The organism is Rhizobium sp. BR 362, assembly GCF_036528765.1.
In the GTDB taxonomy this organism is placed as follows: domain Bacteria; phylum Pseudomonadota; class Alphaproteobacteria; order Rhizobiales; family Rhizobiaceae; genus Rhizobium.
In genome coordinates, this window is record NZ_JARWGH010000002.1 from 355192 (window position 1) to 379902 (window position 24711).

A 24711-nucleotide genomic window follows, 5' to 3' on the forward strand; every position below is an offset into this window, starting at 1 on the left:
GAGAGTGAAATGGGCACCGAGCCGCACCTGAAATTTTACAACACGCTGACGCGCGAAAAGGTCGACTTCAAGCCGATCGACCGCGAGAACGTCCGCCTGTATGTCTGCGGCCCGACGGTTTATGACTTCGCTCATATCGGCAATGCCCGGCCTGCGATCGCTTTCGACGTGCTCTTCCGGCTGCTGCGGCGGGTCTATGGCGAAACCCACGTCACCTATGTGCGCAACATCACCGACGTCGACGACAAGATCAATGCGCGCGCGTTGCGGGACCATCCCGGCCTGCCGCTCAACGAAGCGATTCGCCTCGTCACCGAGAAGACCGAGACGCAGTATCGCGAGGACGCGGTCGCGCTCGGCTGCCTTGAACCGACGGCGCAGCCGCGGGCGACGGAAAACATCCCGCAGATGATCGAGATCATCGAAAAGCTGATCGCCAAGGGACATGCCTATCAGGCGGCCGGAGAAGTGCTGTTCGACACCAAATCGATGGCGGATTACGGCCAGCTTTCCAAGCGCAACCTCGATGAGCAGCAGGCCGGCGCCCGCGTTGCCGTCGAGGAGCACAAGAAGAGCCCGGGCGACTTCGTGCTCTGGAAGCTGTCTGACGAGAACGAGCCCGGCTGGGAAAGCCCCTGGGGCCGCGGCCGTCCGGGCTGGCATATCGAATGCTCCGCCATGAGCGGGCGCTATCTCGGCGATGTCTTCGACATTCATGGCGGCGGGCTGGACCTGATCTTCCCGCACCATGAAAACGAGATCGCCCAATCGCGTTGCGCCCATGGCACGGATGTGATGGCGAATGTCTGGATGCACAACGGCTTCCTGCAGGTCGAAGGCCGCAAGATGTCGAAGTCCGAAGGCAATTTCGTCACCATTTACGAGCTGCTGCACACCGAAAGACTCGGCGGACGCGTGTGGCCGGGCGCGGTGCTGCGGCTTGCCATGCTGATGACGCATTACCGCGAGCCGATCGACTTTTCCGTCAAGCGGCTGGAGGAGGCTGAACGGCTTCTGGCGAAATGGCCGGCGGCTGACATCGGCGACGCAGCGCCGGACGCCACCATCGTGGCCGCCCTTGCCGACGACCTCAACACCGTCGCCGCCATCCAGGCACTGCATGCCCTAGCGCAAGCTGCCAATGCCGATCCGAGCATCCTGCCTACCTTCGCGGCAAGCGCGGCACTTCTCGGCCTATTGCCCGAGAAGGTGGAAATGGATGATGCCGTCGTTGCGGAAATCAACAGGCGCGTGCGGGCGCGGCTGGAACTGCTGAAGGCGAAGAACTTCGCCGAAGCCGACAAGATCCGCGAGGTGCTTTTGGCCGAGGGCATTCAGTTGAAGGACGGCAAGGACCCGGTGACCGGTGAGCGGACGACGACTTGGGAGGTCAAGCGGTGAGTGTGAATACCCCCCTCTGTCACTTTCGTGACATCTCCCCCACAAGGGGGGAGATTGGGGGGAGTTTGCCGCCCGTCCTCAAAGCATCATTAAGCTTCGTTTCTGCAGATTCAATCTGTCTTTGGGTTGATCGCGCGCCACGGGTTAACGATCTCCCCCCTTGTGGGGGAGATGTCACGAAAGTGACAGAGGGGGGTGTCTTGCCGCATACTCCGGTCCCATCGAGAATCCGGAATAATGCCCGTCGCATGCGTAAAACCGTGACAGATGCGGAGCTACGTCTCTGGAACGAATTGCGCGCTCATCGCCTTATGGGTCTTGGCTTTCGCCGCCAATTGCCAATTGCCGGATATATCGTCGATTTTGCCTGCCCGGCTGAAAAGCTTATCGTCGAGGTGGATGGCTTGCAGCACGCCAGCGAGCACGATCAAGCATATGATCGCGAACGCACTCGCCGCCTCGAAGCAGATGGCTGGACTGTTCTCAGATTCTGGAACAACGATGTCCTGAAGGATATTGACAACGTCTGCATGCATATCCTCATCGTCCTGGGAAAGGATAAAGCATGACCCCCACCTACACCGGCGGCTGCCAATGCGGCGCAATCCGTTTCCGTGTCCATGGCGAGCTCAAGGATGCATCGATCTGTCATTGCCGCATGTGCCAGAAAGCCTTCGGTGCCTATTATGCGCCGCTTGTTTCGACCCGCGGCGCCGCGCTCACATGGACGCGGGGCGAGCCCAAGAAGTTCCGGTCGTCCAATTTCGTCGAGCGTGGTTTTTGCGGCGATTGCGGTACGCCGTTGACCTATGAGGCGCCGGACGGCGTGGCGGTGGCGGCGGGTGCCTTTGACGATCCGTCAAAGCTGCCGCCGATTGTGCAGTTCGGCGTGGAAGGCAAGATTGACTTCGTCGACAGGCTGCATCTGCTGCCGGGACACCGCACCGAAGAGGACGCGGAGCAGGCGCCCTTCGTGCTGGAGATCATATCCAACCAGCACCCCGATCACGATACCCAAACCTGGCCACAGGAGAAGAGCCATGACTGAAGTCATCAGAAGCGGAGGATGCCAATGCGGCGCCGTGCGGTTTCGCATCCGCGGCCAGCTCGGCCGCCCCTCGATCTGCCATTGCCGCATGTGCCAGAAGCAGTTCGGCAACTTCTTCTCAGCCCTGGTCACGGCGCCCGATGAGGGTCTTGAATGGACGCGGGGGGAGCCGACCTACTTCCAATCTTCCGTCAACATCGATCGCGGCTTCTGCAAGAATTGCGGCACGCCGCTGACCTACCGCCATCCCGGCGGTCTGGAGATCGCTATCGGCGCCTTCGACGAGCGCGACGATTTGGCGCCGCAGATCCAGGTCAATTACGCCTCGCGCCTGCCCTGGGTCGACACCATATTCGAGCAGCCGGTCCATCAGGATCCGGATTTTTACGCGCGGCAGGAGCAGATCATCTCCTTCCAGCATCCCGATCACGATACGGACGTCTGGCCCGCCGAGGGATTGAAAATATGACGGAAATATTGCGTACGCTTTATCCGGAGATCGAACCCTATGCCTCCGGTCAGCTCGATGTCGGTGACGGCCATTTGGTCTATTGGGAGCGTGTCGGCACGCCCGGGGCGAAGCCTGCCGTTTTCCTGCATGGCGGCCCCGGCGGCGGCATCTCGCCGACGCATCGCCGTCAATTCGATCCGGCGCTTTACGACGTAACCCTGTTCGATCAGCGCGGCTGTGGCAAGTCGACGCCGCATGCCGGCCTCGATGCCAACACGACCTGGCATCTGGTCGCTGACATCGAGCGTTTGCGCGAAATGGCCGGCGTCGACAAGTGGCTGGTGTTCGGCGGTTCCTGGGGCTCGACGCTGGCGCTTGCCTATGCGGAAACGCATCCCGAAAGTGTTTCCGAACTGGTCATACGCGGCATCTACATGCTGACCAAGGCGGAACTCGACTGGTATTATCAGTTCGGTGTCTCGGAAATGTTCCCGGACAAGTGGGAGCGCTTCATCGCGCCGATCCCACCGGAAGAGCGTCACGAGATGATGCTGGCCTATCACCGCCGGTTGACACACGAGGACAAGGCCGTGCGCCTCAAAGCCGCCAAGGCCTGGGCCATTTGGGAGGGGGAGACGATTACCCTGTTGCCTGACCCTGCGACCAGCGGGCAGTTCGAAGACGCGGAATATGCGCATGCCTTCGCGCGCATCGAAAGCCACTTCTTCGTCAATGCCGGCTGGATGGAGGAAGGCCAGCTCCTCAGCGATGCCCACAAGCTGAAGGATATTCCGGGCGTCATCGTCCACGGCCGCTATGACATGCCCTGCCCGGCAAAATACGCCTGGGCACTGCACAAGGCTTGGCCCAAGGCGGAATTTCATCTGATCGAAGGGGCAGGCCATGCCTTTTCTGAACCAGGCATTCTCGATCAGCTCATTCGCGCGACGGATAAGTTTGCCGGGAAAGCATAGCTCGAGTAAGGCCCCTCACCCTAGCCCTCTCCCCGCGCACGGGGAGAGGGAACGACCTCACAAGCCCCTTCGCCCCGTGTAAACGCGGAGAAGGTGGACTCGAACGGTTTAGCAGAGCGAAACCGAGAGAGGACAGATGAGGGACGCCCCATTATCAAACCGGTTCGCCGGAGGAAACGAATGACACGCGAAAAAATCTATCTCTTCGACACGACCTTGCGCGACGGGCAGCAGACGCCCGGCATCGACTTTTCGGTCGAGGACAAGATTGCCATCGCCACCATGCTGGACGAATTCGGCCTCGACTATGTCGAGGGCGGCTATCCCGGCGCCAATCCGACTGATACCGCTTTTTTCAACGAAAAGCGGACGCAGACCGCCTCCTTCGTCGCCTTCGGCATGACCAAGCGCGCCGGCGTTTCCGCGTCCAACGATCCGGGCCTTGCCAGCCTTGTGCAGGCAAAGGCCGATGCGATCTGTTTTGTCGCCAAGAGCTGGGACTATCACGTCAAAGTCGCTCTCGGCTGCACCAACGAGGAAAATCTCGAACGCATCGCCGAAAGCGTCAAAGCGGCTGTCGACGCCGGCAAGGAAGCGCTTGTTGACTGCGAGCATTTCTTCGACGGCTACAAGGCCAATCCGACCTATGCGCTGGCCTGCGCCAAGGCGGCCTATGAAGCTGGCGCGCGCTGGGTCGTGCTCTGCGACACCAATGGCGGCACGCAGCCGCCGGAAGTGCGCGCCATCGTCGAGGCTGTGATCGCCGAGGGCGTACCCGGCGACTGTCTTGGCATCCACGCCCATAACGACACCGGCCAGGCGGTCGCCAATTCGCTCGCCGCGGTCGAAGCGGGGGTACGGCAGATCCAAGGCACGCTGAACGGCGTCGGCGAGCGCTGCGGCAATGCCAACCTGATTACGCTGATCCCCACCCTGGCGCTGAAAAGGGCCTATAGCGAGCGCTTCGAAACGGCGATCGACGGCGAACGGCTGCTAGGTTTGACCACGCTGTCGCATGCTTTCGATGAGCTGCTGAACCGGTCGCCCGACCATCAGGCGCCCTATGTCGGCGCCTCGGCCTTTGCGACCAAGGCCGGGATCCATGCCTCGGCATTGCTGAAGGACCCGCGCACCTACGAGCATGTGCCGCCGGAAAGCGTCGGCAATTTCCGCAAGGTCATGGTATCAGACCAAGGCGGCAAGTCGAATTTCATCAATGCGCTGAAGCGGCGCGGCATCGACGTCGGCAAGGACGACCCAAAGCTCGACCGGCTGATCCAGATCGTCAAGGAGCGCGAAGCATCCGGTTACGCTTACGAGGGCGCCGATGCCAGCTTCGAGCTGCTGGCGCGCCGCACCCTCGGCACCATTCCGGAATTTTTTGCGATCGATGGCTTCCGCGTCATGGTCGAGCGCCGCTTCGATTCCCACGGCCGAGTGAAGATCGTCTCGGAAGCGGTGGTCAAGATCATCATCGATGGCCAGACCGTCATGTCCGTCGCCGAAGGCGATGGTCCGGTCAACGCGCTCGACCTGGCACTGCGCAAGGACTTCGGCAAATACCAGCACGAGATCGACGATCTGGTGCTTGCCGACTTCAAGGTCCGTATCCTCAACGGCGGCACGGAGGCCATAACCCGCGTTCTGATCGAATCCACCGACAGCAGCGGCGTGCGCTGGTGGACGGTCGGGGTTTCGGAAAACATCATCGACGCCTCCTTCCAGGCGCTGATGGATTCCGTCATCTACAAGCTGATGAAGAACCGGCACATGGCGGGCAAGATCGCGGCGGAATGATCCGCCGCTCATCAAAAACCTTGACGATGCCGTCAAGGAAATGAATTGGCACCACAACCCGCATTGGAGTAAGCCCGTCGTTAAAAGAAAATAGCACGGCGGGAAATGCCAATGGCCACCGATACGCTCGCACCTGAGATCAAGAACGAGGACAGTCCGCGCGGGTTCGGTTTTGTGCTGACGGCCTATCTGCTGTGGGGCGTCCTGCCGCTCTACATGAAGGCCATGGCGCATATCCCGGCCATGGAGGTGATTGCCCACCGCATCTTCTGGTCCGTTCCTGTTGCGGGCGCAGTGCTTCTGGCGCTCGGCCGCATGGGTGATGTGAAGGCCGCGCTCAGCAACCCGCGCACGGTCGCCATGGCGTCGCTGACGGCGACGCTGATCACCATCAATTGGGGCACCTATGTCTGGGCGATCGGCGCAGGACATTCGCTCGATGCAGCCCTCGGCTATTTTATCAATCCGCTGTTCAGCATCGCGCTCGGCGCTTTGCTGCTGAAGGAAAGGCTTGCGCCGGCGCAGATCGTTGCGATCGGGCTTGCGGGAGCAGCGGTCGTCATCCTGACCGTCGAAGCGGGCACCCTGCCGTGGGTGGCGCTGTCGCTGACGTTCTCCTGGGGCTTTTACGCCTTTTTCCGCAAGACGCTCCCGGTCGGACCCAACCAGGGTTTCTTCCTCGAGGTGCTGCTGCTCTGCATTCCCGCAACGCTTTACATTCTCTATCTTGAGGCGCGCGGCGAAGGGCACTTCTATCAGACCGGCCTCTCGGATACCGCACTTCTGCTCGGTTGCGGGCTGGTGACCGCCCTGCCGCTGATGATCTTCGCCAATGGAGCGAAGCTTCTCAAGCTCTCCACCATCGGCATCATGCAGTATATCGTGCCGACCATGGTCTTCCTCATCGCCGTCTTCCTGTTCAAGGAACCTTTCGGCACGACGCAGATGATCGCGTTCTCGCTGATCTGGGCGGGGCTGGCGCTTTATAGTTGGTCGATGCTGAGTCAGAGCCGATCGCGCTAACGACTGGACATGGTTAGCAAATCTCTAATCAGAGCTTTGCGATGACGTCCTCTTCGCCGTCGCGTGAACCCACGGTTTCGGCGGCATGCTTGCGGATTGCCGGAATGATATCGGCGATCTGATCAATGACCAGCGGCTGCACGCGGTGGGCGGTGTGGATGAAGCCTTCTTCCGTCATGTGGCGGATCAGCTCCATCATCGGATCCCAGAAACCATTGATATTGGCAAAGACCATCGGCTTTTCGTGGCGGCCGAGCTGACCCCAGGTCATGATCTCGACGATCTCCTCCAGCGTACCGATGCCGCCTGGCAGCGCGACGAAGGCATCGGCGCGCTCGAACATGGTGTGTTTGCGTGTATGCATGTCCGGGGTTATGATCAGCTCGTCCAATTGACCGAGCGAATGGCGCGTCGCTTCCATATCGACGAGGAACTCCGGAATGATGCCGGTGACCTGACCACCATGCGACAGGACGCCGCTCGCCACAGCGCCCATGATGCCCTTCGTTCCGCCGCCATAGACAAGGCGTAACCCGCTCTCGGCGATGTTCTTACCAAGCTCTCGGCCCGCAGCTATGTGGGAAGGATCGCGCCCTGGCCTGGAGCCGCAATAGACACAGATGGATCGAATTGGCACAGAATCGTCAGTCATGAATGCAAACAACTATGCTGCAAATGCTCAGTCAAGAAATTTCAAAAGAAAACTTGTGCCCGAGCATGCGGAAATGGCTGAGAAAGCTTGTAAAAGCAGGCGAAATCGTTAGCAATTTCAAGAGTGGAGACGACTCCGCCGCTTGGAGATGAATGATGATGAAGAACCGTGCCGGCTTGCTGGCTCTGTTGGTGCTGGTAGTTGCGACCGTCCTGATGGTCTTCTTTGTGATGCCGCGCATCAACGGCGATAAGAAGTCGATCGGCGATGCCATCAATCAGGCGAGCGACGCGGTGAAGAACACCATTACGGAGAATGGCCCGAAAACCGGCGATTCTGTGAAGAAGGTCGGTGAAGTCACTGAAGGGGCGGTCGCGACCGCAACCAATGCTGCCGATGTCACGAAGAAGCTTACCGAACTTAGTGGCACGGCCGTTACGTCCCTTGCCGATCTCAAGGCTCTCTTCAAGGATGGCAAGGGGCCGACGGAGGACGTTTTCACCGCAGCCAAGACGAAGGTGATCACCGCGCTGCAGGCGATCGTCGATTTTGCCGCTCCCCAAGGCGCCGACGCCACGACGACCGCCCTCGTCAACAAGGCACATGACAGCGCCGGCAAGGCACTTGCCATCATCCAGTCGCTTCCGGAAAACATCGCCGATGCCGCCGCGGCGATCGACAAGGCGCGGACAGCGCTTACCGGCGAGGCGGCGCCGCAGACGCAAGCCGCGGGACCGGTCACGCCATCTTTTGACGTGCTGCGTGTCGAGCCCGATGGTTCCACCGTCATCGCGGGCTCGGCGGAGCCCAATTCCAAGCTGGAGATCGTCGACGGCGATAAGGTGGTGACGACGACCGATGTCGGGCCAAGCGGCGATTTCGCGGCAGTCCTCGACGACCCGCTTCCGCCCGGCGATCATGAACTGGTGCTGCGTGCGACGGGCAAGGACGGCAAGGCCGTCACTTCAGAGGAAGTTGCTACCGTCTCGGTACCGAAGGACGACAAGAGCCAGCTTCTCGCCATGGTTTCCAAGCCCGGCGCGGCAAGCCGCATCATCACCGCACCATCAGCCAAGCAAGGGCGCGTAGCGTCCGGCGAACAGACGGCGGCCAACACGCCCGCGAATGGCACCGGCGCGATGGCCAACGACGCCGCCGGCACTAAGCCGCAGGACAACACCGCCGTTGCTTCCGCCAATTCGGCTGACAACGCGGCGACCTCTCCCGCAACGATGACCGGCGGCCAGCCCGAAGTCATGGTCAATGCAGTCGAGATCGAAAACAACCATATCTTCGTTGCCGGGACGACAAAGCCGAATGCCAAGGTTCGTGCCTACGCGGACGACAAGCTGATCGGCGAGATCGTCGCGGGAGCCGACGGGCATTTCGTCGTCGACGGCACGATGCCGCTGGCGGTCGGCGACCACAAGATCCGCGTCGACGTTCTCGACGGCGCTGGCAAGGTCACGGTTCGCACCAGCGTCAATTTCACCCGTCCAGAGGGCAACCAGGTGACGGTCGCGGCGCAAACACCGGCGGCTTCCGGCAGCAGCGGCAATGCGCCAGCCGCCACCATGGTGCCGCTCGACGAAGGCGAACTGGGCAAGCTGAAGGAGAATACCGCCAAGGCTTTCGCCCTGCTGAAGGACCTTTTTGCGAATGGCAAGCAGCCGAATGCGGAACAACTCGCCGCCGCGCGCTCGGGGACTGAAATTGCCTTGAAGTCACTCTCGGAATTCCGTCCGGCAATCGATGCCAGTGCGGCGCTGAAACAAGCCGCTGCCAATGCCGCGAATGCGGCCGCCCAGGCGCTAAAAGTGCTGCAAGCTTTGCCAAAGGACCCGAAGTCGATTGGCGATGCGCTGCCCGATCTCGAAAAGATGATCGTCGCCGTCACCAAGCCCGAAAATGCGGCCCCGGCGCCCGCGAACGCCGAAACCTCCTCCAACGGAAGCGGCCCGAAGACTCTGCAGCAGGCACCGCTTTCGCAGAACAGCAATGCGGTTATCATCCGCCGCGGCGATACGCTCTGGCAGATCTCCCGCCGCACCTACGGCGCCGGCGTGCGCTACACGACGATCTATCTCGCCAATGAGGACAAGATCCACAATCCGGATCGGATCCTGCCCGGTCAGGTCTTCGGCCTGCCGAAAGATGCGCTGCCCAATGCGGAAGAACTGCACCGCAAGCGGCTTTCGGGCAATCACCCTTAAGACCGACGCTGCAACCTCAGGAGGCCAGGCGCAATCTACGCCTGGCCGCTGCTTTTACCCGACATAAAAATAGTATAAGCCTCCCGCCGACCCCCATTGCCCTGCTCATTACCTGAGGGGCAGTCCAGCCAGGTTGCGCGAGCGCACCCTTTAGCCCGGCTGGCACAGATATTCGCCGGAGACGGACATGGCAGACCGCAAGAAGACAATATCGGCGGATTCCAGCAATCCGTTGAACACGATCGTCAATCTCTGGCCCTACATGTGGCCGGCGGGACGGATGGACCTGAAGATGAGGGTCGTCTGGGCGACCGTCTACCTGCTGGTTTCGAAATTCTTCCTGCTGCTGGTCCCCTATTTCTTCAAATGGTCCGTCGATGCCCTCAACGGCAAGCTGGACATGCAGGGCATCCTGCCCGCCTTCATGGTGGGCGCCATCGCCCTCATCGTTGCCACCAACATTACGCGCCTCATTCAGCTCGGCCTCAATCAGTTGCGCGATTCGCTCTTTGCCAGCGTCGGCCAATATGCGGTGCGCCAGCTCGCTTACCGGACTTTCGTGCACATGCACGAACTGTCGCTGCGCTTTCATCTCGAGCGCAAGACCGGCGGCCTGTCGCGCATTATCGAGCGCGGCACCAAGGGCATCGAGACGATCGTCCGCTTCACCATTCTCAACACCGTTCCGACCTTCGTCGAATTCCTTCTGACCGCGGTTATCTTCTGGCGGGGCTACGGTTTTTCCTATCTCGCCATTACGGCGGTCACGGTCTGGCTCTATATCTGGTTCACTGTCCGGGCGAGCGACTGGCGCATCTCCATCCGACGTTCGATGAACGAGAGCGACACCGACGCCAACACCAAGGCGATCGATTCGCTTCTGAACTTCGAAACCGTCAAATATTTCGGCAACGAGGAGATGGAGGCCAGGCGCTTCGATCAGTCGATGTCGCGCTATGAGAAGGCCGCTACCGATGTCTGGACGTCGCTCGGCTGGCTGAACTTCGGTCAAGGCTTGATCTTCGGCCTCGGCACCACGGTCATGCTGGTATTTTCCGGCTGGGCCGTGCTCAATGGGCATCAGACGGTCGGCGACTTCGTCTTCATCAACTCCATGCTGCTGCAGCTTTCGGTGCCGCTGAACTTCATCGGCTTCGTCTACCGCGAAATCCGCCAGGGCCTGACCGACATCGAGGAGATGTTCGATCTGCTGGAAGTCAAGCCCGAGGTGACGGACGCTCCCGACGCCCGGGAATTGGCCATCGGCAACGGCGCCATTTCTTTCAAGGATGTGTATTTCGCCTATGATTCTGCCCGGCCGATCCTGAAGGGCATTTCCTTCGAGGTGCCGGCCGGCAAGACGGTCGCCGTCGTCGGGCCCTCGGGAGCGGGCAAATCCACCCTGTCGCGGCTTCTCTACCGCTTTTACGACGTACAGAGCGGCACGATCACCATCGACGGCCAGGACCTGCGTAAGGTGACACAGAAGAGCCTGCGCAAGGTGATCGGCATGGTGCCGCAGGACACGGTGCTCTTCAACGATACCATCGCCTACAATATCCGCTACGGCCGGCCCGCTGCGAGCGAGGACGAGGTGACGACTGCGGCAGAAATCGCCCAGATCGGCGACTTCATCCGCCTTCTGCCCGAGGGCTTCGAGACGAAAGTCGGCGAGCGCGGCCTGAAACTGTCCGGCGGCGAGAAGCAGCGCGTCGCCATCGCGCGCACCATCCTCAAGGCTCCGCCCGTGCTTATCCTCGACGAGGCCACCTCGGCGCTGGACACGACGACCGAACGGGAAATTCAGGCGGCACTGGATGTCGTCTCCAAGAACCGTACGACGCTGGTCATCGCCCATCGGCTCTCCACCGTCATCGGAGCCGATGAGATCATCGTCTTGAAAAGCGGCGAAATCGCCGAGCGCGGTACGCATGCCGCCCTCCTGGAGCAGAATGGGCTTTATGCCTCTATGTGGAATCGTCAGCGCGAGGCTACGCAGGCGGAAGAGCATCTGAAGCAGGTGCGCGAGAGCGACGAACTCGGCGTGGTCAACCGGCTGGCGCCTGCGAACTGACATTCCGTCCTGCTCATCCGCTGTTCGGTTTCGTGCCGATCGAGAAGGGCGCAACCATTGCGCCTGTGCGACTGATATATTCGCGCCTACCCTTGCGCACACCCCAACGAGCCGGGCTGGCCTTTTCATGCAAGGCGGGCATCTATGTCTGTTCCTTGCAGCCGCACGTTGCCAGAATGCATCAAGGGTGTTGGTGAAAGCGGCGCCAGCATTGCTCGCAACGACTTTTGCCTGTAGTCACCGTCAACTGGTAATCACAGGAGTCCGCCATCGATGAGCTTGTTGAATAGCATACGCAACACGATCGTCCCGGTGCACAAGGAAGGTTATCCCTTTGTCGGGGGTTTCTTTGTTGCGTCGCTGGTTCTTGGCTGGATCTTCAAGCCGCTTTTTTGGATCGGCTTGATCTTCACGCTCTGGTGCGGCTATTTCTTCCGCGATCCCGAACGAATGACGCCGCAGGACGACGATCTCGTCGTATCACCTGCCGACGGCAGGGTCTCCGGCGTTCAGATGGTGACGCCGCCCGCCGAGCTTAATCTCGGCCACGAGCCCATGCTGCGCATCTCGATTTTCATGAACGTCTTCGATTGCCACGTAAACCGCTCGCCTATGCGCGGCCGCATCACCAATATCGCCTATCGCCAGGGCAGCTTCCTCAATGCGGAATTGGACAAGGCAAGCGAGCAGAACGAGCGCAACGGTCTCGTCGTCGAGACGAAACATGGCGAGATCGGCGTCGTGCAGATTGCCGGCCTCGTCGCCCGCCGCATCCTCTGCTTCGTCAATGAGAACGAACCGATCGACGCTGGCGAGCGCATCGGCCTGATCCGATTCGGTTCGCGCCTCGATGTCTTCCTGCCGGCGGAAGCGGCGGCGCGCGTCGCGGTCGGGCAAAGGGCGATCGCCGGCGAAACAGTCATTGCCGAATTCGGCTCGTTGAAGGGCCCTATCGTTAGCCGCCGTAGCTAAGCCGGGAGAAGACGAGCGAGATGAAGACGCCTTTTCCGCCCTTCGAGCCGCATGGTCCAAATGACGAGGCGCGCGGGCCGCGCCTGCGGGAAATTCCGCTGCGGCTGATGGTGCCGAATATGATCACCGTGCTGGCGATCTGCGCCGGCCTGACCGGCATCCGTCTCGCCTTCGAAAACCGCTACGAACTCGCCGTGGTGGCCGTGCTGGTGGCCGCTTTCCTCGATGGCATCGACGGGCGGGTGGCGCGGCTGATGAAGGCCACCTCCAAGTTCGGCGCGCAAATGGATTCGCTTGCCGACATCGTCAATTTCGGCGTCGCGCCGGCGCTTGTCGTCTATGTCTTCCTGCTGGATCAGGCGCGCTCGCTCGGCTGGATCGCAGCGCTGATCTATACCATTGCGGCCGGTCTGCGGCTCGCGCGCTTCAATGTCATGGCGGAGCGCGAGAACAAGGCGTCCTGGCAATCGGAATATTTTGTCGGCGTCCCGGCGCCAGCCGGCGCGATGCTGGTGTTGCTGCCCGTCTATCTCGGCTTCCTGGGCCTGACGCCCACCAAGACATTCGCCTATTGGGGTGCTGCCTACACCGTGTTGATCGGCTTCCTGCTGGTCAGCCGCCTTCCCGTCTGGTCCGGGAAAACGGAAAGCAGCCGCATCCGCCGCGATCTCGTGCTGCCGATCATGCTTGCCCTCGTCGTCTACGTGGCGCTGCTGATGAGCTATACCTGGCATGTCATGGTGGTTACTGTCGTTGCCTATCTCCTGTCCCTGCCCTTAGGCGCCCGTTCCTGGACGCGCAAATACGGCACCTACACCATCAATGGCCCTGCCGATCCGGACGTGGACGATTCCAACGACGACATCGGCCGGCATATCTAGCCGCAATCGGGCAGGGTCCGGCTAAGACGCACCCGCGACAAAAGGTCATGCCCCCATCGCCTCCGCGTCCAAATTCTGCTGCGCGAACGCAACTAATTAACGAAAAATAAACAACTAAATTAGATATGTGTTGCGTTAAATTTCGCGTCGTCCTCGCGAAATATGGTCGGTGTTTACAAAAGCTGATCGGCAAATGCCTTTGATTTGTCATGATTTATGGCAAAACCACGAGGCAGGGGCCGTGATCAAAAACACCCTAGGGAACACGTTGAGGAGTAACACATGACCACGAAAAAAGACGAAACGATACAACCGCAAGCAAAGATCGATCCGACTGCGCTCTATCGTCCGCTTGGCCTCAAGGCCGTCTTGGCAGCACATCTGATGCTGAAAACCAAGCCGCTGAAGAAGAAGATCGCTTAAGCCTGCTACATCTGCCAACGACCCCGCTGGCCCGAACACCGGGGTTCATGGCAGTGCCGATTCGAAATAAAAGCGTCAGAAGAAGCTCAACTGGCCATCGCCCGGATCCGTCTTCTTTAACGGTTTGGCCGGAGGTTCGATAGCAACCGGCACCTGCAGTTCCGGCCCCATATTGGCGACCTTATTGACGCGGTCGGAAACTGGGATCGCCTCAAAGAAATCTTCCTGAACCGGCACCATCAGGTCCAGCACCTCACGCGGCTCCTGCGTCTTGCAATCGAGCCAGCGCGTAAAATCCTCCGGCTTGATGACGACAGGCATTCGGTCATGGATAGGCCGCATCGCTCGGTTCGCTGCTGTCGTCAGGATCGCGCCGGTATCGACTTCGGAACCATCGGCCGACGACCAGGTCTCCATCAGGCCGGCAAAGGCGATGACGCCGCCGTGGCGCGGACGAATCCAATAAGCCTGCGATTTCTCGCCGCTCTCCTTCGATGGGCGGTGCCATTCGTAAAAGCCCGACGCGGGGATCAGGATGCGCCGGTGTCGCATGGCTGCGCGGAACGAGGCCTTGCCGATCGCAGTTTCCGCCCGGGCATTGATCAGCAGCGGAAATTCCTTGGGATCCTTCACCCAGGCCGGCGTAAAACCCCAGCGGACGAGCAGCGCGCGACGATCCGGCAAGTTGCTGCCGCGCTCCTGCCGATCGCCTGAAACCACGACCAAGATCGGTTGCGTCGGGGCAATGTTATAGCGCGCGGGAAAGTCCTCATGCTCGAGATAACCGAGCAATTCCCGCACCTTCATCTCCGTTTCCATCAACGCAAATCGACCGCACATGCAGCTTGTGTTGCACCCGCAAGGCGCGGGGTCAAGGAGAAGGTCAGTTGCGAGGGCCGAAGAGAATGATCGTCGCGCCCACCAGGCAAACGACAGCGCCGAAGAGATCCCAACGATCCGGCATCCGTCCCTCGACCAGCCACAGCCAGAGAATGGAGGCGACAATGTAGACACCGCCATAGGCGGCAAAGGTGCGTCCCGCCGCATCGCTCGGCACCAGCGTCAGCAGCCAGGCAAAGAGTGCCAGCGACAGCAGGCCCGGAGCAAGCCACCAGATCGGCCTTGCCAGCCGCAGCCACGCCCAGAAGGCAAAACAGCCGGCGATTTCTGCCAGCGCGGCGAGCGCGTAAAGTCCATAGGTCATCATGATTTGCGGCAGCCTGGCTGGCGGACCCGAATCGCCGCCATTCTCTTTTGCGAGTAAAAGGACTTCCCTCCCACACGACAAGGGCCGTATCCTATGGAGCTGAGAACTCTCCCGTCCCCACAGATCATTCGTCGCCCGATATCTTCAACAGAACCGGACCTCGCCCAATGACCTCCGTCCCTCGTCCCGCCTCTTCCGCCATCCTTGAACGTGATGGCCGATTCCTGTTGGTCCTGCGACGCAATCCGCCATCTGCCGATATGTATGCCTTTCCCGGCGGGCGGGCTGAAGCTGGCGAAACGCCGGCGGAAACGGCATTGCGGGAGTTCAGGGAAGAGACCGGGATAACGGCTCGAAACCCCCGTCTATTTGAGACTTACGAACTCAGGAGCCATGCAGCAGACGGGACGCTCGTCAGCCATTTCGTTCTATCGGTTTTTCTGGTCGATGCCGACGAGGATATGATCGCCGAGGCTGCCGACGATGCCGCGGCGATCGGCTGGTATTCGCTGGAAGAGATCCGCGCCCTGCCCGTTCCGGCGAGCGTGCTCGAATGCGCCGAGCGGCTGACCGCTGCTCGCGTCCGATGAGGCTTTCGCCGCTCCGGCGTTAACGATGCAAAGCAATAAGAGGGTGGAAAGCGGGGTTTTCGCCTTGTTACCGACAAGCTTGCCATATCAACTAGGCGTATGATTCACCGTCGCCTCATAAACCTGCTTGCGGTCTGCGCCGTGCTTTCGGCTGCATTTCCAGCCTTTGCGCAGCCTGCGGCGACTGCTCCGGAGGTGCAGGCGCCTGGCGACGCCGATAATGCCGAGCGGCCGACTCCCTATGACGATCAACTGTCGCGGCTCGCCGAAATTCTTGGCTCGATCCATTATCTGCGCAATCTCTGCAACACTGGAAAAGAAGATTCCTGGCGAGCCGATATGCAGCAATTGCTCGACGCAGAGACGAAAGACGAGCCGAAACGCAAGGAAAAGCTGACCGCGTCGTTCAACCGAGGATATAGATCCTTCGCATCGGTTTACACGGATTGCACGCCGCAGGCCATCGTCGCTGAGGAGCGCTACCGTAACGAAGGTGCAACACTTGCCACAGAAATAACCGCTCGCTTTGGAAATTGACGATTTATTAACCCCTTTTCGCGCCGAGCCGTGTCGTTTTAGGAAAAGGCTGATAAAGTCGTTAATCAAGCGGTAAGGACATGGACGTCTCGAGGAACGAAACAATGGAACCAAGCCTGAACGACATCGACGACATGATTGTCCACGAAAAAAGGCAGGCGGCGCTGGAATACCAGAACGAAGCCTGGGCCGACGGAATGGCTGACGGAATCGAGCCGGAAATCATCGCTGACGCCGCTATTGCCCATGCCATCCGCGAGACTATTCGCATTCAAGGAGAACAGGGCGCGGAAGCCTTGCTCGAATCACTTAGGGACCGCATGCTTGCTGGTGAATTCTCTCCGAACCGCACCCTGCAATAACAGCCAGAGATCCCTATGCACACCGTACCGGGCAATGAGTTTCGACGTTCCATTGCCTCGCTAGCCGTAGCGACCATGTTTTTCGGCAGCCTCGCCCTCCCTTTGCCGGCCCTCGCTTTCTCCCAGCTCAATCCGCCCGCCGCCCAGCCGAGCGTCCCCGGGAAATCCGCGCAGCAGCGCAATGACAAGCCGGTCGAGGAGGCGCTGGAGGCGCCTTCAAAGACGATTCCCATGCCCGATCCGCTGGTCAACAACCAGGCCGGACAGAGCAGCGACCCCGCGTCCGGCAATACCGCAAATGGCGGCAAGCCGGCGGAGATCCTCTTCGATATCAGCAAGGCGCCGGAGCCGGTACGCAAGCTGCGCGAAGCGATTGTCGAGGCGGCCGCTTCGGGTGATCTCGAGCGTCTGCGTCCGCTGATGAATGTCGGTGGCGGTCTCAAGCAGACGCAGGTGACGGCGGATGATCCGACTGAAGACCCGATCAAGACGCTGCATGACCTTTCCGGCGACCCCGACGGCATCGAGATCCTTTCCATTCTGCTCGACATCATGTCGACGGGTTTTGCCCATACCGGCCAGGGCACGCCGGATGAAATGTATGTCTGGCCCTATTTCGCCGAAAAAGACATTAAGTCCCTGACAGCACCGGAAAAGGTCGATTTGATGCGCATCGTGACCGCCGGCGATTTCTCCGACATGCTGGAATTCGGCGGCTATAATTTCTATCGCGTCGGCATCACGCCCGATGGCAGGTGGAAATTCTTCACTTCGGGCGAATGATCCGGACGCGGAACTTGCGGTTCCCGACCGGAGGCCTTACCTCTGAGCGACAGGCCAATTAGAGAACAAAGGGATAGAGCGGGAAAGCGATTCCGTGAAGCGCTGAACCGCTCTAGCGGGTCCACAATGCCAGCCGTATTCCTCAGAGATCGCTCCTTTCTCCGCGTCACCGGCGCGGAGGCGGAAGCTTTCCTGCATAATCTTATCACCACCGATCTTGCCTCGCTCGGCGCAGACGAGGCCCGTCCGGGCGCGCTGCTGACGCCGCAGGGCAAGATCCTGTTCGACTTCATGATCTGGCGGGATGGTCCTGGCTTTCTGCTGGAGACGGATGCAACGCAGAAAGACGGGCTTTTGAAGCGGCTGACCATGTACCGGCTGCGCGCTCCCGTTGATTTTGTCGCGGTCGACACGGAAGGCGTCACCGTCGCCTGGGACGAGCATATAGCCGAAAGCCGAAGGGATAGCCGTTTCGCCAAGGCGGGGATCACTCTGACGCGCACGCCCGGCCAACACGGCGATGATGCCGAGGGCCTTTACCGGACTCTGCGCATTGCCAACGGCATTGCCGTTTCCGGCGAGGATTTCGCCCTCCAGGACGCTTTTCCGCATGACGTACTAATGGATATCAACGGCGGTCTCGGCTTCCGCAAGGGCTGCTATGTCGGGCAAGAAGTGGTTTCCCGCATGCAACATCGCGGCACTGCGCGCCGGCGCGTCGTCATCGTGTCTGGCAGCACGGATCTGCCCGCCACCGGAACCGAATTGACGGTCGGCGGCAAGCCGATCGGTACACTTGGTTCCACCGGAGGCTCCAAGGGGCTCGCCATCGTTCGCATCGACCGCGCCGGCGAAGCCATCGCCACCGGCACAGCGATTCTGGCAGCGGATCGCGACGTTTCTCTTGCGCTACCCGCCTGGTCCGGCCTCTCCTTCCCCACGCAGAGCGATGAGGCTTCGGCATGACAGCGGCCAATACCGCGCGCGCCTGGCAGCGCATGCTGTCTGGCCGCAGGCTGGATTTGCTTGATCCCTCGCCGCTCGACGTCGAGATCGGCGATATCGCCCACGGGCTTGCCCGCGTGGCGCGCTGGAACGGCCAGACCTCAGGGGATCATGCCTTTTCGGTGGCGCAACACAGTCTGGTGGTGGAGACGATCTTCCGTCATCTCAACAAAACAACGCCGGACGAGCTGTTGGCGGCGCTGCTGCATGATGCCCCCGAATACGTTATCGGCGATATGATATCGCCATTTAAATCCGTGGTCGGCGGCGACTACAAGGCGGTGGAGAAGCGCCTGGAAGCCGCGATCTACAGACGTTTTGCCCTGCCGCCGCATTGCAGTCCGGAGCTGAAGGAAAAGATCAAGAAGGCCGATACGGTCTCCGCCTATTTCGAGGCGACGTTGCTCGCCGGTTTCACGCCGCAGGAAGCGCGCAAATTCTTCGGCCAACCGCGCAGCATTACGGGGGAGATGTTGCCAATCGAACCGATGCCGGCGATCGAAGCACAACGGCTTTTCCTGGCGCGCTTCGAGGCGATCGAGGCCGAACGCGCCACTATGAGAGCCGAAGCATGACCGCGATCGTTGTATCACCCCTGTCACGCATCGCGGAAATGGCCGTTCGCCACGGCGCATCCGAAATGATCAGCCTGATGGCGAAGGAACAAACGTTTCACCGGCCGGCCGTCATCAGGGCCGAACGGCATCTGCTGCTTGGCATGAACGACATCAGCTTTATCGGAACCGGCGATCTTGTGGCGCCGCAGGAGACGCATGTCCGCGATATCATCGATTTCGCCCGGAGCTGGGACCGCACCGCGCCGCTGCTGATTCATTGCTGGATGGGCGTGTCGCGCTCACCGGCGGCGGCGCTGATCGCTGCGCTTGCCGTGCATCCCGAAACGGACGATCTGGCGCTTGTCTGGCGCCTGCGCACCGCCTCGCCCTATGCGACGCCAAATGCGCGGCTGATCATGATCGGCGACCAGATGCTTGACCGCAAAGGTCGGCTCGTCGACGCCGTCAAGGCGATTGGCCGCGGCGCCGATGCGGATGGCAATGCGCCCTTCGTCCTGTCGCTGTCAGCGGAAATTGCCGTCGTATAAAAACGGAGACTGCGCTTGCGCAATCTCCGTCCATTTCCAGTCCATTCGAAAACTGCCGATCAAGCGGCAACGCTATCCGACGCACCAGTGTCGTATTGGCCGTGGGTATTCTGATAGACATTCATCGACGCCTCCATCTCGCGGATGAAGACTTCCAACGCGTTCAGATCGGTCTTGCCGCCGACGGCGGTGCCGTCACTGTTTTCGTCGGCAAGAGCGCTTTCAGCCAGAACGCCGGATTGCGCCGCTTCCTGCAGCTCCTCGGCCTCCGCAACGCCACCGTGATTTTTATCAAGGGGATTGTACGAGGCAGCGCTCATGCTGCTTCCAACTGAAGAAATACGACTCATCCAAATCTCCTGAAATAAACGCCGCGAGGCGTTTTCTGTGGGACGCAGTACGCTCGTTGAAACGCCGTTGGGATAGGGCGAACACGCTGTGCAGGGCTATTCGATGACCGCACAGGCCAGCCGTTTGCCAGCGCCGCCAACGGGTTGGCTGCGGTAGTCATCCGACTCGGCATGGATCATCAGCGTTCGGCCACGAATGCCGTTTTTGCCGTCGAGCAACACCATGCTGTTAAAGACTTGCGCCCTGAGTTTGCCGTCCTGATCGACATATTGATTGGGCATGTCGCCGGCATGCGGGCCATTTGCCGCGAGGAGGCCGTGCTCGGCATTGGCGGGATTGAAATGACCGCCCGCGGATTCGAAAGCATGCATGTGGTCGCAATGATTGTTCTCGTGGATATGAAAGGCAACCCAGCGATTGGCCGGCAGACCGGAGACGTCCAGTTCGATCAGCACGCCCGCCTTTCCTTCAGTCAGGACCGCCCGCCCCGCCTGTTTACCGTCGAGACCGACAAAATTGGCAATCGCCGTCTGTTTGTCCTGTGCAGCGGCGGATAGAACTGCCGTCAAGGCCAGAGCCGCAGCAATAAGGATCGTCCTCATGGAACATTCTCCCGTTTGAGTCGTGGATGCAACGCATCATCGGAGCGGGTGTTCCCGCAAGAAGGGAAATGAGCAGGCGTCGGCCGCAAAAACGGCCCGCTATTTGTCCGGCGGGCCGTTTGGTGGTTTGGCAAGAAAAGCCGCTCAGGCTGCCATATTGTCGACGTCGTACTGACCGTAAGTGCTGTTATAGGCGTCCATCGGCGTCAGCATATCGAAGTCAAAAGCGCTGCTGGCCTCGGGCATTTTGCTCGTCGTCGCACCGCCGCTGGGCATTTGCATGAGCATCGCCATCAGGCTGCTCATTGCGCCATTCGCGCTACCGCTATCGACCGCGTCAGTTTCGAGAATGCCTGGACGCTCGTCAACTTCGCGCTCTTCCTGACTCAAAACACCGTCGCCATTCGCATCGAGCCGCGAAAGCGTACCGCGATAGGGATAGGTACTACTGGATGTGGAAGATACATGGGACATACAAACCTCCTAGGGTCAGGAGCCGCCTCATGCGACGTCGTTTGTACGCAATACGTTCTGGTTAACTATAGGCGTTCATAGGCTGATTTGCCGCGCGGGTAAAGACGAATTGTTAATGAGTATTAACAATAGTTCCCAAGTTATAAATCGTAATTTTCTAATAAAATCAAAAAGGCGGCCGACGTCGCATGCGCCGCTTTTCTCGCGCGTAATTCGCTGAAATCATAGAGAAAATCGATTGCCTTCCCCTTACTGTCCCGCTCATTTCGTATAAGGTGACGGCAAAAGCCCATGGAGGGGACATGACGGAACTGCTGCTGATCGTGATTGTGGTCGCGGGCATTTTGATCCTGCGCAGCTACAATCTACGGCTACAAAGGCTGGAAAGCCGCGTTCTGCAGCTGCAAAACGCGCTTGCCGGTCATGTGCTAGCTGTCGGCGCAAGCGAATCAGCAGCAACGGCAGAGCCTGTTCAAGACGCCATCCAACCTTCCGAAAACGCAGCGGAACTATTGACCGAAGCTGTCGCGGAACCAACCGTCGAAGCGGAAGATGCCGCCGTCACTGCACGCGACAACGTGGAGCAAACCGAGCATGTGGCTGTCCCTGCCCTTGCGCCGGAAGAGGAGAGCCTCGAAAGCACCATCGGCGCCCGTTGGGCCGTCTGGGTGGGCGGCATCGCGCTGGCGCTCGGCGGCATCTTCCTGGTCAAATATTCGATCGAGAGCGGCCTGCTCAGTCCTGCCGTACGGCTGGTGCTTGCGGCCATCTTCGGCTTGGTGCTCATGGCGGCCGGCGAAGTCATCCGGCGCCGGTCGGAGCCCGTGCTGGCCAATACCTTCCGGAACGCGATGATCCCCGGCGTGCTGACGGCGGCGGGTGTCGTCGCGCTGTTCGGCGCGACCTATGCCGCCCATGGGATTTACGGCTTCATCGGGCCGGCCGTCGCCTTCGTCCTTCTTGGCCCGATTTCGCTCGTAACGCTTGGCCTGTCGCTGCTGCATGGACAGGCGCTTGCAGGGCTAGGGCTGCTGGCGTCCATGATCACGCCCGCGCTCATCGCCTCGACGGCGCCAAGACCCTGGACGCTCTTTGGCTATCTCGTCTTCACCTGGCTCGCCACCATTGCCGCATCGCGGCTGCGTCGTTGGTACACCGTGCCGTCCTTTGCCAATGCCCTCCTCAGCATCTGGCCGCTGCTTTACATCTTCAACAGCGACGTGGTCGATCTGACACCGGTTACCTTGACCATTCTGGCGATGATGGCCGGCGTGGTTTTCGTTTGGCCCGGGCGCCGTGAAGTAGCCGCAACGCGTCAAGAAAACACCGCCGGATCGGCCGAAATCGAAGACTCGTCCGCCTCGCCACCGGCCAGCCACTGGGCGAGGTTCCTGGCGCGTGCACCGCTTGGCATGACGCTGACAGCATCCATCGGCGGCGCCACGGTAGCCATGGCCTTCCTTGGTTACAGCCTCAGGTACGGGTATCCGCTGCCGGACGCATCGCTTCTCTTTGCCGTGATCGTCGCAACTATCGCCGCCTTCGGAGCCAGCCGCGTATATGCGGCCTGGGCGGCAATCCTGTCGGCGCTGGCCGCCGGCTTCGGCATGTTCGTCGCTCTGATGCAGCCGGAGATCGGTGCGGAGCTGAATATAGCGCAGATCGTTCCGGCGTTGTCCCGTCTCGTCGTCTATGACGGCCTCGGGCTCGGCGCGGCCTTCGTCATCCTCGGCTTCTTCTTTCTCAGGCGTTTTGGCGAAAGCGAGAAGCCCTTTGCGGCGCTGTGGAGCGTGATCATGGTCGCCACGCCGCTGACGATCGCCGTGATCAGCTATGTCACCTTCGGCAACTGGACGCGTGACTGGCTGCATGGGGTCTATGGCATCGTGCTTGCCGCTGTGCTGTTGGTGCTCGCCGAATTGCAGCATCGTCGATCTCCGACGGATCTTGCCTTGCCGACCAATATCCTCGCGGCCGGCTCCTTCGCCGCCCTTGTCTTCGCCCTGCATACGCTCGCCCATGACGCCGTTCCGACGGTGTTGCTGCCGGTGCTCGGCATGGCCTTTCTGCTAGCCGGGCGCGCCCGCACCTGGCCGGCGCTGCCATGGACGATGGTCGCGGCGCTGATCATCACTCTTGGGCGCATCGCCTGGCAACCGACCATCGTCGATCCGGGTCAGCTCGGCACGACGCCTATCTTCAACATGCTGCTTGCCGGGTACGGCATCCCGGCGGCGCTCGCCGGCTGGGCCGCGTTCAAGCTCCGCCATTCGCCGGACCTCAGGCTGCGCAACGCTCTGCAGGCGCTTGCGAGCTTCCTGGTATTGCTGACGATTGCCATCCTGGTGCGCCATGCAATGAACGGCGGTGTCTTGAATTCAAACGTTCCGGCGCTCGGTGAACAATCGATCTACACATTACTGGCAATCGGCGCCTCCGCGACGCTGATGGCGCTTGATCTCAGCGCATCGAGCCTTGTGTTTCGTTATGGAGGCATGGCGCTGGGCGTCCTCTCCGTCATTTCGATCCTGACGCTGCATCTGCTCGGGCTCAATCCCTTCCTGACAGGCGAAAGCACGGGCCGAATTCCCTTCTTCAACCTGCTGCTGCTCGGCTATCTGCTGCCGGCGATTGCCTATGGCGGGCTGGCGCTTTACGCGCGGGGCAAACGGCCCCTGCTTTATGTGACGATGTTGGCCGTGGCCGGCGCGGTCATGGCCTTTGCATGGGCGACTCTGTCAGTGCGCCGCTTCTGGCAGGGCGAATACATTCCGTTCTGGAACGACTTCATCCAGGGGGAAGTCTATTCCTATTCGGTCGTCTGGCTGCTGATCGGCATTGCCCTTCTCTGGCTTGGCGCGCGTTTTGACGCTCGCAGCCTGCGTATTGCTTCGGCCGCGCTCGTGTTCGTCGCTGTCGTGAAAGTCTTTCTGATCGACATGGCAAATCTCGAAGGCTTCTTGCGGGCCCTATCCTTCATCGGCCTCGGCGCAGTGCTGATCGGTATCGGCCTGTTCTATCAGAAGGTCCTGACGGGGAGAAAAGCGACGGAATGATTGCGGCGAATCTCTACGCTCGGTAGGAACGCACAAGATCATTCCGACACATCATTCCGAACATGGGGCCGAAGATGGATATCAACAAGATGGCGCGGGCCTTTGCCCCGTTCGAGACACTGGCCGCCCAGCTTATTCCCCATGCGGCCGATGGCGACGACGGCTCGCACGACGTCGCCCATATCCTGCGCGTCTTCAAGAATGCCATGTCCATCCAGGCCGAAGAAGGCGGCGATGCCCGCATTCTGGCGGCCGCCGTGTTGCTGCATGACTGCGTCTCTGTGGAGAAGAATTCGCCGCATCGTGCACAGGCATCAAGGCTCGCGGCCGAGAAGGCTTCGGGTATCCTCAAGGAGCTTGGATGGCCCCGCGAAGATATCGCCGCCGTAGCGCATGCAATCATCACACACAGCTTTTCCGCCAATATTCCGCCGGAAACGCTGGAGGCGAAAATGCTGCAGGATGCCGACCGGCTGGATGCGATCGGCATGGTCGGCGCTGCCCGTTGTTTCTATATTGCGGGTCGCCTGGGCTCCGGCCTCTACGATCCTTTCGACCCACTCGCCACGGAGCGGCCGCTGGACGACAAGCGCTTCGCCATTGACCATTTCGAGACAAAGCTGTTCAAACTGGCGGATGGGTTCCAGACCGATACCGGCCGGAGGTTTGCTGGCGAGCGGCATGACCGGTTGAAGACGATCATGGCAATGTTCATCGACGAAATCTGAGG

The 24711-nt window shown here is 60.5% G+C and carries 27 protein-coding genes; 21 read left to right on the forward strand and 6 right to left on the reverse strand.

Annotated elements, in window-relative coordinates; translation table 11 throughout:
* The first annotated feature begins 9 nt into the window (after nucleotides 1-9).
* The 7 genes from cysS (at nucleotide 10) to rarD (ending at nucleotide 6694) form a co-directional block, all read left to right on the forward strand.
* Nucleotides 10-1401: a cysteine--tRNA ligase gene (gene cysS, locus QDY28_RS03960; protein WP_331380363.1), complete on the forward strand. Its 1392-nt coding sequence runs from the start codon at nucleotides 10-12 to the stop codon at nucleotides 1399-1401.
* 200 nt (nucleotides 1402-1601) lie between these two features.
* Complete coding sequence (locus QDY28_RS03965; protein WP_331380364.1) at nucleotides 1602-1970, forward strand: endonuclease domain-containing protein; 369 nt, start codon at nucleotides 1602-1604, stop codon at nucleotides 1968-1970.
* On the forward strand, nucleotides 1967-2449 hold the full coding sequence (locus QDY28_RS03970; RefSeq protein ID WP_331380365.1) for a GFA family protein: 483 nt from the start codon (nucleotides 1967-1969) through the stop codon (nucleotides 2447-2449). Before QDY28_RS03965 ends, QDY28_RS03970 begins: the two co-directional genes overlap by 4 nt.
* On the forward strand, nucleotides 2442-2918 hold the full coding sequence (locus QDY28_RS03975) for a GFA family protein (protein ID WP_331380366.1): 477 nt from the start codon (nucleotides 2442-2444) through the stop codon (nucleotides 2916-2918). Before QDY28_RS03970 ends, QDY28_RS03975 begins: the two co-directional genes overlap by 8 nt.
* Nucleotides 2915-3874, forward strand: a complete 960-nt coding sequence (gene pip / locus QDY28_RS03980) for a prolyl aminopeptidase (protein WP_331380367.1) — start codon at nucleotides 2915-2917, stop codon at nucleotides 3872-3874. Before QDY28_RS03975 ends, pip begins: the two co-directional genes overlap by 4 nt.
* Before the next feature lie 180 nt (nucleotides 3875-4054).
* Nucleotides 4055-5671, forward strand: a complete 1617-nt coding sequence (cimA, locus tag QDY28_RS03985; RefSeq protein ID WP_331380368.1) for a citramalate synthase — start codon at nucleotides 4055-4057, stop codon at nucleotides 5669-5671.
* Nucleotides 5672-5782: 111 nt separating this feature from the next.
* The gene (gene rarD / locus QDY28_RS03990) at nucleotides 5783-6694 is read left to right on the forward strand and encodes an EamA family transporter RarD (RefSeq protein WP_331380369.1); all 912 of its coding nucleotides are present in this window, start codon (nucleotides 5783-5785) and stop codon (nucleotides 6692-6694) included.
* A 28-nt stretch (nucleotides 6695-6722) separates the two neighbouring features.
* Here the strand turns inward: rarD and QDY28_RS03995 are convergent, their stop codons facing one another.
* Nucleotides 6723-7346, reverse strand: a complete 624-nt coding sequence (locus QDY28_RS03995) for a TIGR00730 family Rossman fold protein (RefSeq protein WP_331380370.1) — start codon at nucleotides 7344-7346, stop codon at nucleotides 6723-6725.
* Between the two features lie 155 nt (nucleotides 7347-7501).
* Here QDY28_RS03995 and QDY28_RS04000 point away from each other — a divergent pair, with 155 nt between their 5' ends.
* From QDY28_RS04000 to QDY28_RS04020, 5 genes are all read left to right on the forward strand, one after another.
* Nucleotides 7502-9559 (forward strand): LysM peptidoglycan-binding domain-containing protein, encoded by a 2058-nt coding sequence (locus QDY28_RS04000; RefSeq protein WP_331380371.1) that lies wholly within the window; start codon nucleotides 7502-7504, stop codon nucleotides 9557-9559.
* Between the two features lie 187 nt (nucleotides 9560-9746).
* Nucleotides 9747-11633, forward strand: a complete 1887-nt coding sequence (locus tag QDY28_RS04005) for an ABCB family ABC transporter ATP-binding protein/permease (RefSeq protein WP_331380372.1) — start codon at nucleotides 9747-9749, stop codon at nucleotides 11631-11633.
* Nucleotides 11634-11906: 273 nt separating this feature from the next.
* Nucleotides 11907-12605 carry a phosphatidylserine decarboxylase gene (locus QDY28_RS04010; RefSeq protein ID WP_331380373.1) on the forward strand — a complete coding sequence of 233 codons (699 nt, stop codon included), beginning with the start codon at nucleotides 11907-11909 and terminating at the stop codon, nucleotides 12603-12605.
* Between the two features lie 20 nt (nucleotides 12606-12625).
* Complete coding sequence (gene pssA / locus QDY28_RS04015; protein ID WP_331380374.1) at nucleotides 12626-13486, forward strand: CDP-diacylglycerol--serine O-phosphatidyltransferase; 861 nt, start codon at nucleotides 12626-12628, stop codon at nucleotides 13484-13486.
* 282 nt (nucleotides 13487-13768) lie between these two features.
* Entirely contained in the window at nucleotides 13769-13909 is a 141-nt protein-coding gene (locus QDY28_RS04020; protein ID WP_283057689.1) for a hypothetical protein, read from the forward strand.
* Nucleotides 13910-13984: 75 nt separating this feature from the next.
* Here QDY28_RS04020 and QDY28_RS04025 read toward each other — a convergent pair whose 3' ends face one another.
* Both QDY28_RS04025 and QDY28_RS04030 read right to left on the reverse strand, forming a co-directional pair.
* The gene (locus QDY28_RS04025; protein ID WP_331380375.1) at nucleotides 13985-14749 is read right to left on the reverse strand and encodes an SOS response-associated peptidase; all 765 of its coding nucleotides are present in this window, start codon (nucleotides 14747-14749) and stop codon (nucleotides 13985-13987) included.
* Nucleotides 14750-14792: 43 nt separating this feature from the next.
* Entirely contained in the window at nucleotides 14793-15113 is a 321-nt protein-coding gene (locus QDY28_RS04030) for a YnfA family protein (protein ID WP_331380442.1), read from the reverse strand.
* Nucleotides 15114-15283: 170 nt separating this feature from the next.
* Here QDY28_RS04030 and QDY28_RS04035 point away from each other — a divergent pair, with 170 nt between their 5' ends.
* The 7 genes from QDY28_RS04035 to QDY28_RS04065 all read left to right on the forward strand — a co-directional run bounded on the left by QDY28_RS04035 (nucleotide 15284) and on the right by QDY28_RS04065 (nucleotide 19498).
* Nucleotides 15284-15706, forward strand: coding sequence for an NUDIX hydrolase (locus QDY28_RS04035; RefSeq protein WP_331380376.1), 423 nt, complete (start codon nucleotides 15284-15286; stop codon nucleotides 15704-15706).
* A 99-nt stretch (nucleotides 15707-15805) separates the two neighbouring features.
* Nucleotides 15806-16243, forward strand: a complete 438-nt coding sequence (locus QDY28_RS04040) for a TIGR02301 family protein (protein WP_331380377.1) — start codon at nucleotides 15806-15808, stop codon at nucleotides 16241-16243.
* A 104-nt stretch (nucleotides 16244-16347) separates the two neighbouring features.
* Nucleotides 16348-16605 (forward strand): hypothetical protein, encoded by a 258-nt coding sequence (locus tag QDY28_RS04045; protein ID WP_028753410.1) that lies wholly within the window; start codon nucleotides 16348-16350, stop codon nucleotides 16603-16605.
* Between the two features lie 15 nt (nucleotides 16606-16620).
* Nucleotides 16621-17388, forward strand: a complete 768-nt coding sequence (locus QDY28_RS04050) for a hypothetical protein (protein ID WP_331380378.1) — start codon at nucleotides 16621-16623, stop codon at nucleotides 17386-17388.
* Between the two features lie 126 nt (nucleotides 17389-17514).
* A complete protein-coding gene (gene ygfZ / locus QDY28_RS04055) occupies nucleotides 17515-18354 on the forward strand; it encodes a CAF17-like 4Fe-4S cluster assembly/insertion protein YgfZ (protein ID WP_331380379.1) in 840 nt (279 codons plus the stop codon).
* On the forward strand, nucleotides 18351-18968 hold the full coding sequence (locus tag QDY28_RS04060; RefSeq protein ID WP_331380380.1) for an HD family hydrolase: 618 nt from the start codon (nucleotides 18351-18353) through the stop codon (nucleotides 18966-18968). The genes ygfZ and QDY28_RS04060 overlap by 4 nt, the downstream gene beginning before the upstream one ends.
* Nucleotides 18965-19498 carry a tyrosine phosphatase family protein gene (locus QDY28_RS04065; protein WP_331380381.1) on the forward strand — a complete coding sequence of 178 codons (534 nt, stop codon included), beginning with the start codon at nucleotides 18965-18967 and terminating at the stop codon, nucleotides 19496-19498. The genes QDY28_RS04060 and QDY28_RS04065 overlap by 4 nt, the downstream gene beginning before the upstream one ends.
* Nucleotides 19499-19557: 59 nt before the next feature.
* Here QDY28_RS04065 and QDY28_RS04070 read toward each other — a convergent pair whose 3' ends face one another.
* The 3 genes from QDY28_RS04070 to QDY28_RS04080 form a co-directional block, all read right to left on the reverse strand.
* Nucleotides 19558-19818, reverse strand: coding sequence for a hypothetical protein (locus tag QDY28_RS04070; RefSeq protein WP_331380382.1), 261 nt, complete (start codon nucleotides 19816-19818; stop codon nucleotides 19558-19560).
* A gap of 126 nt (nucleotides 19819-19944) precedes the next feature.
* The gene (locus QDY28_RS04075) at nucleotides 19945-20451 is read right to left on the reverse strand and encodes a superoxide dismutase family protein (RefSeq protein WP_331380383.1); all 507 of its coding nucleotides are present in this window, start codon (nucleotides 20449-20451) and stop codon (nucleotides 19945-19947) included.
* Nucleotides 20452-20595: 144 nt separating this feature from the next.
* The gene (locus tag QDY28_RS04080; RefSeq protein ID WP_331380384.1) at nucleotides 20596-20925 is read right to left on the reverse strand and encodes a hypothetical protein; all 330 of its coding nucleotides are present in this window, start codon (nucleotides 20923-20925) and stop codon (nucleotides 20596-20598) included.
* Nucleotides 20926-21227: 302 nt separating this feature from the next.
* On the opposite strand from QDY28_RS04080, the gene QDY28_RS04085 reads away from it, so the two are divergent.
* Complete coding sequence (locus tag QDY28_RS04085; protein ID WP_331380385.1) at nucleotides 21228-23981, forward strand: DUF2339 domain-containing protein; 2754 nt, start codon at nucleotides 21228-21230, stop codon at nucleotides 23979-23981.
* 74 nt (nucleotides 23982-24055) lie between these two features.
* Entirely contained in the window at nucleotides 24056-24709 is a 654-nt protein-coding gene (locus QDY28_RS04090; protein ID WP_331380386.1) for an HD domain-containing protein, read from the forward strand.
* Nucleotides 24710-24711 lie beyond the last annotated feature (2 nt).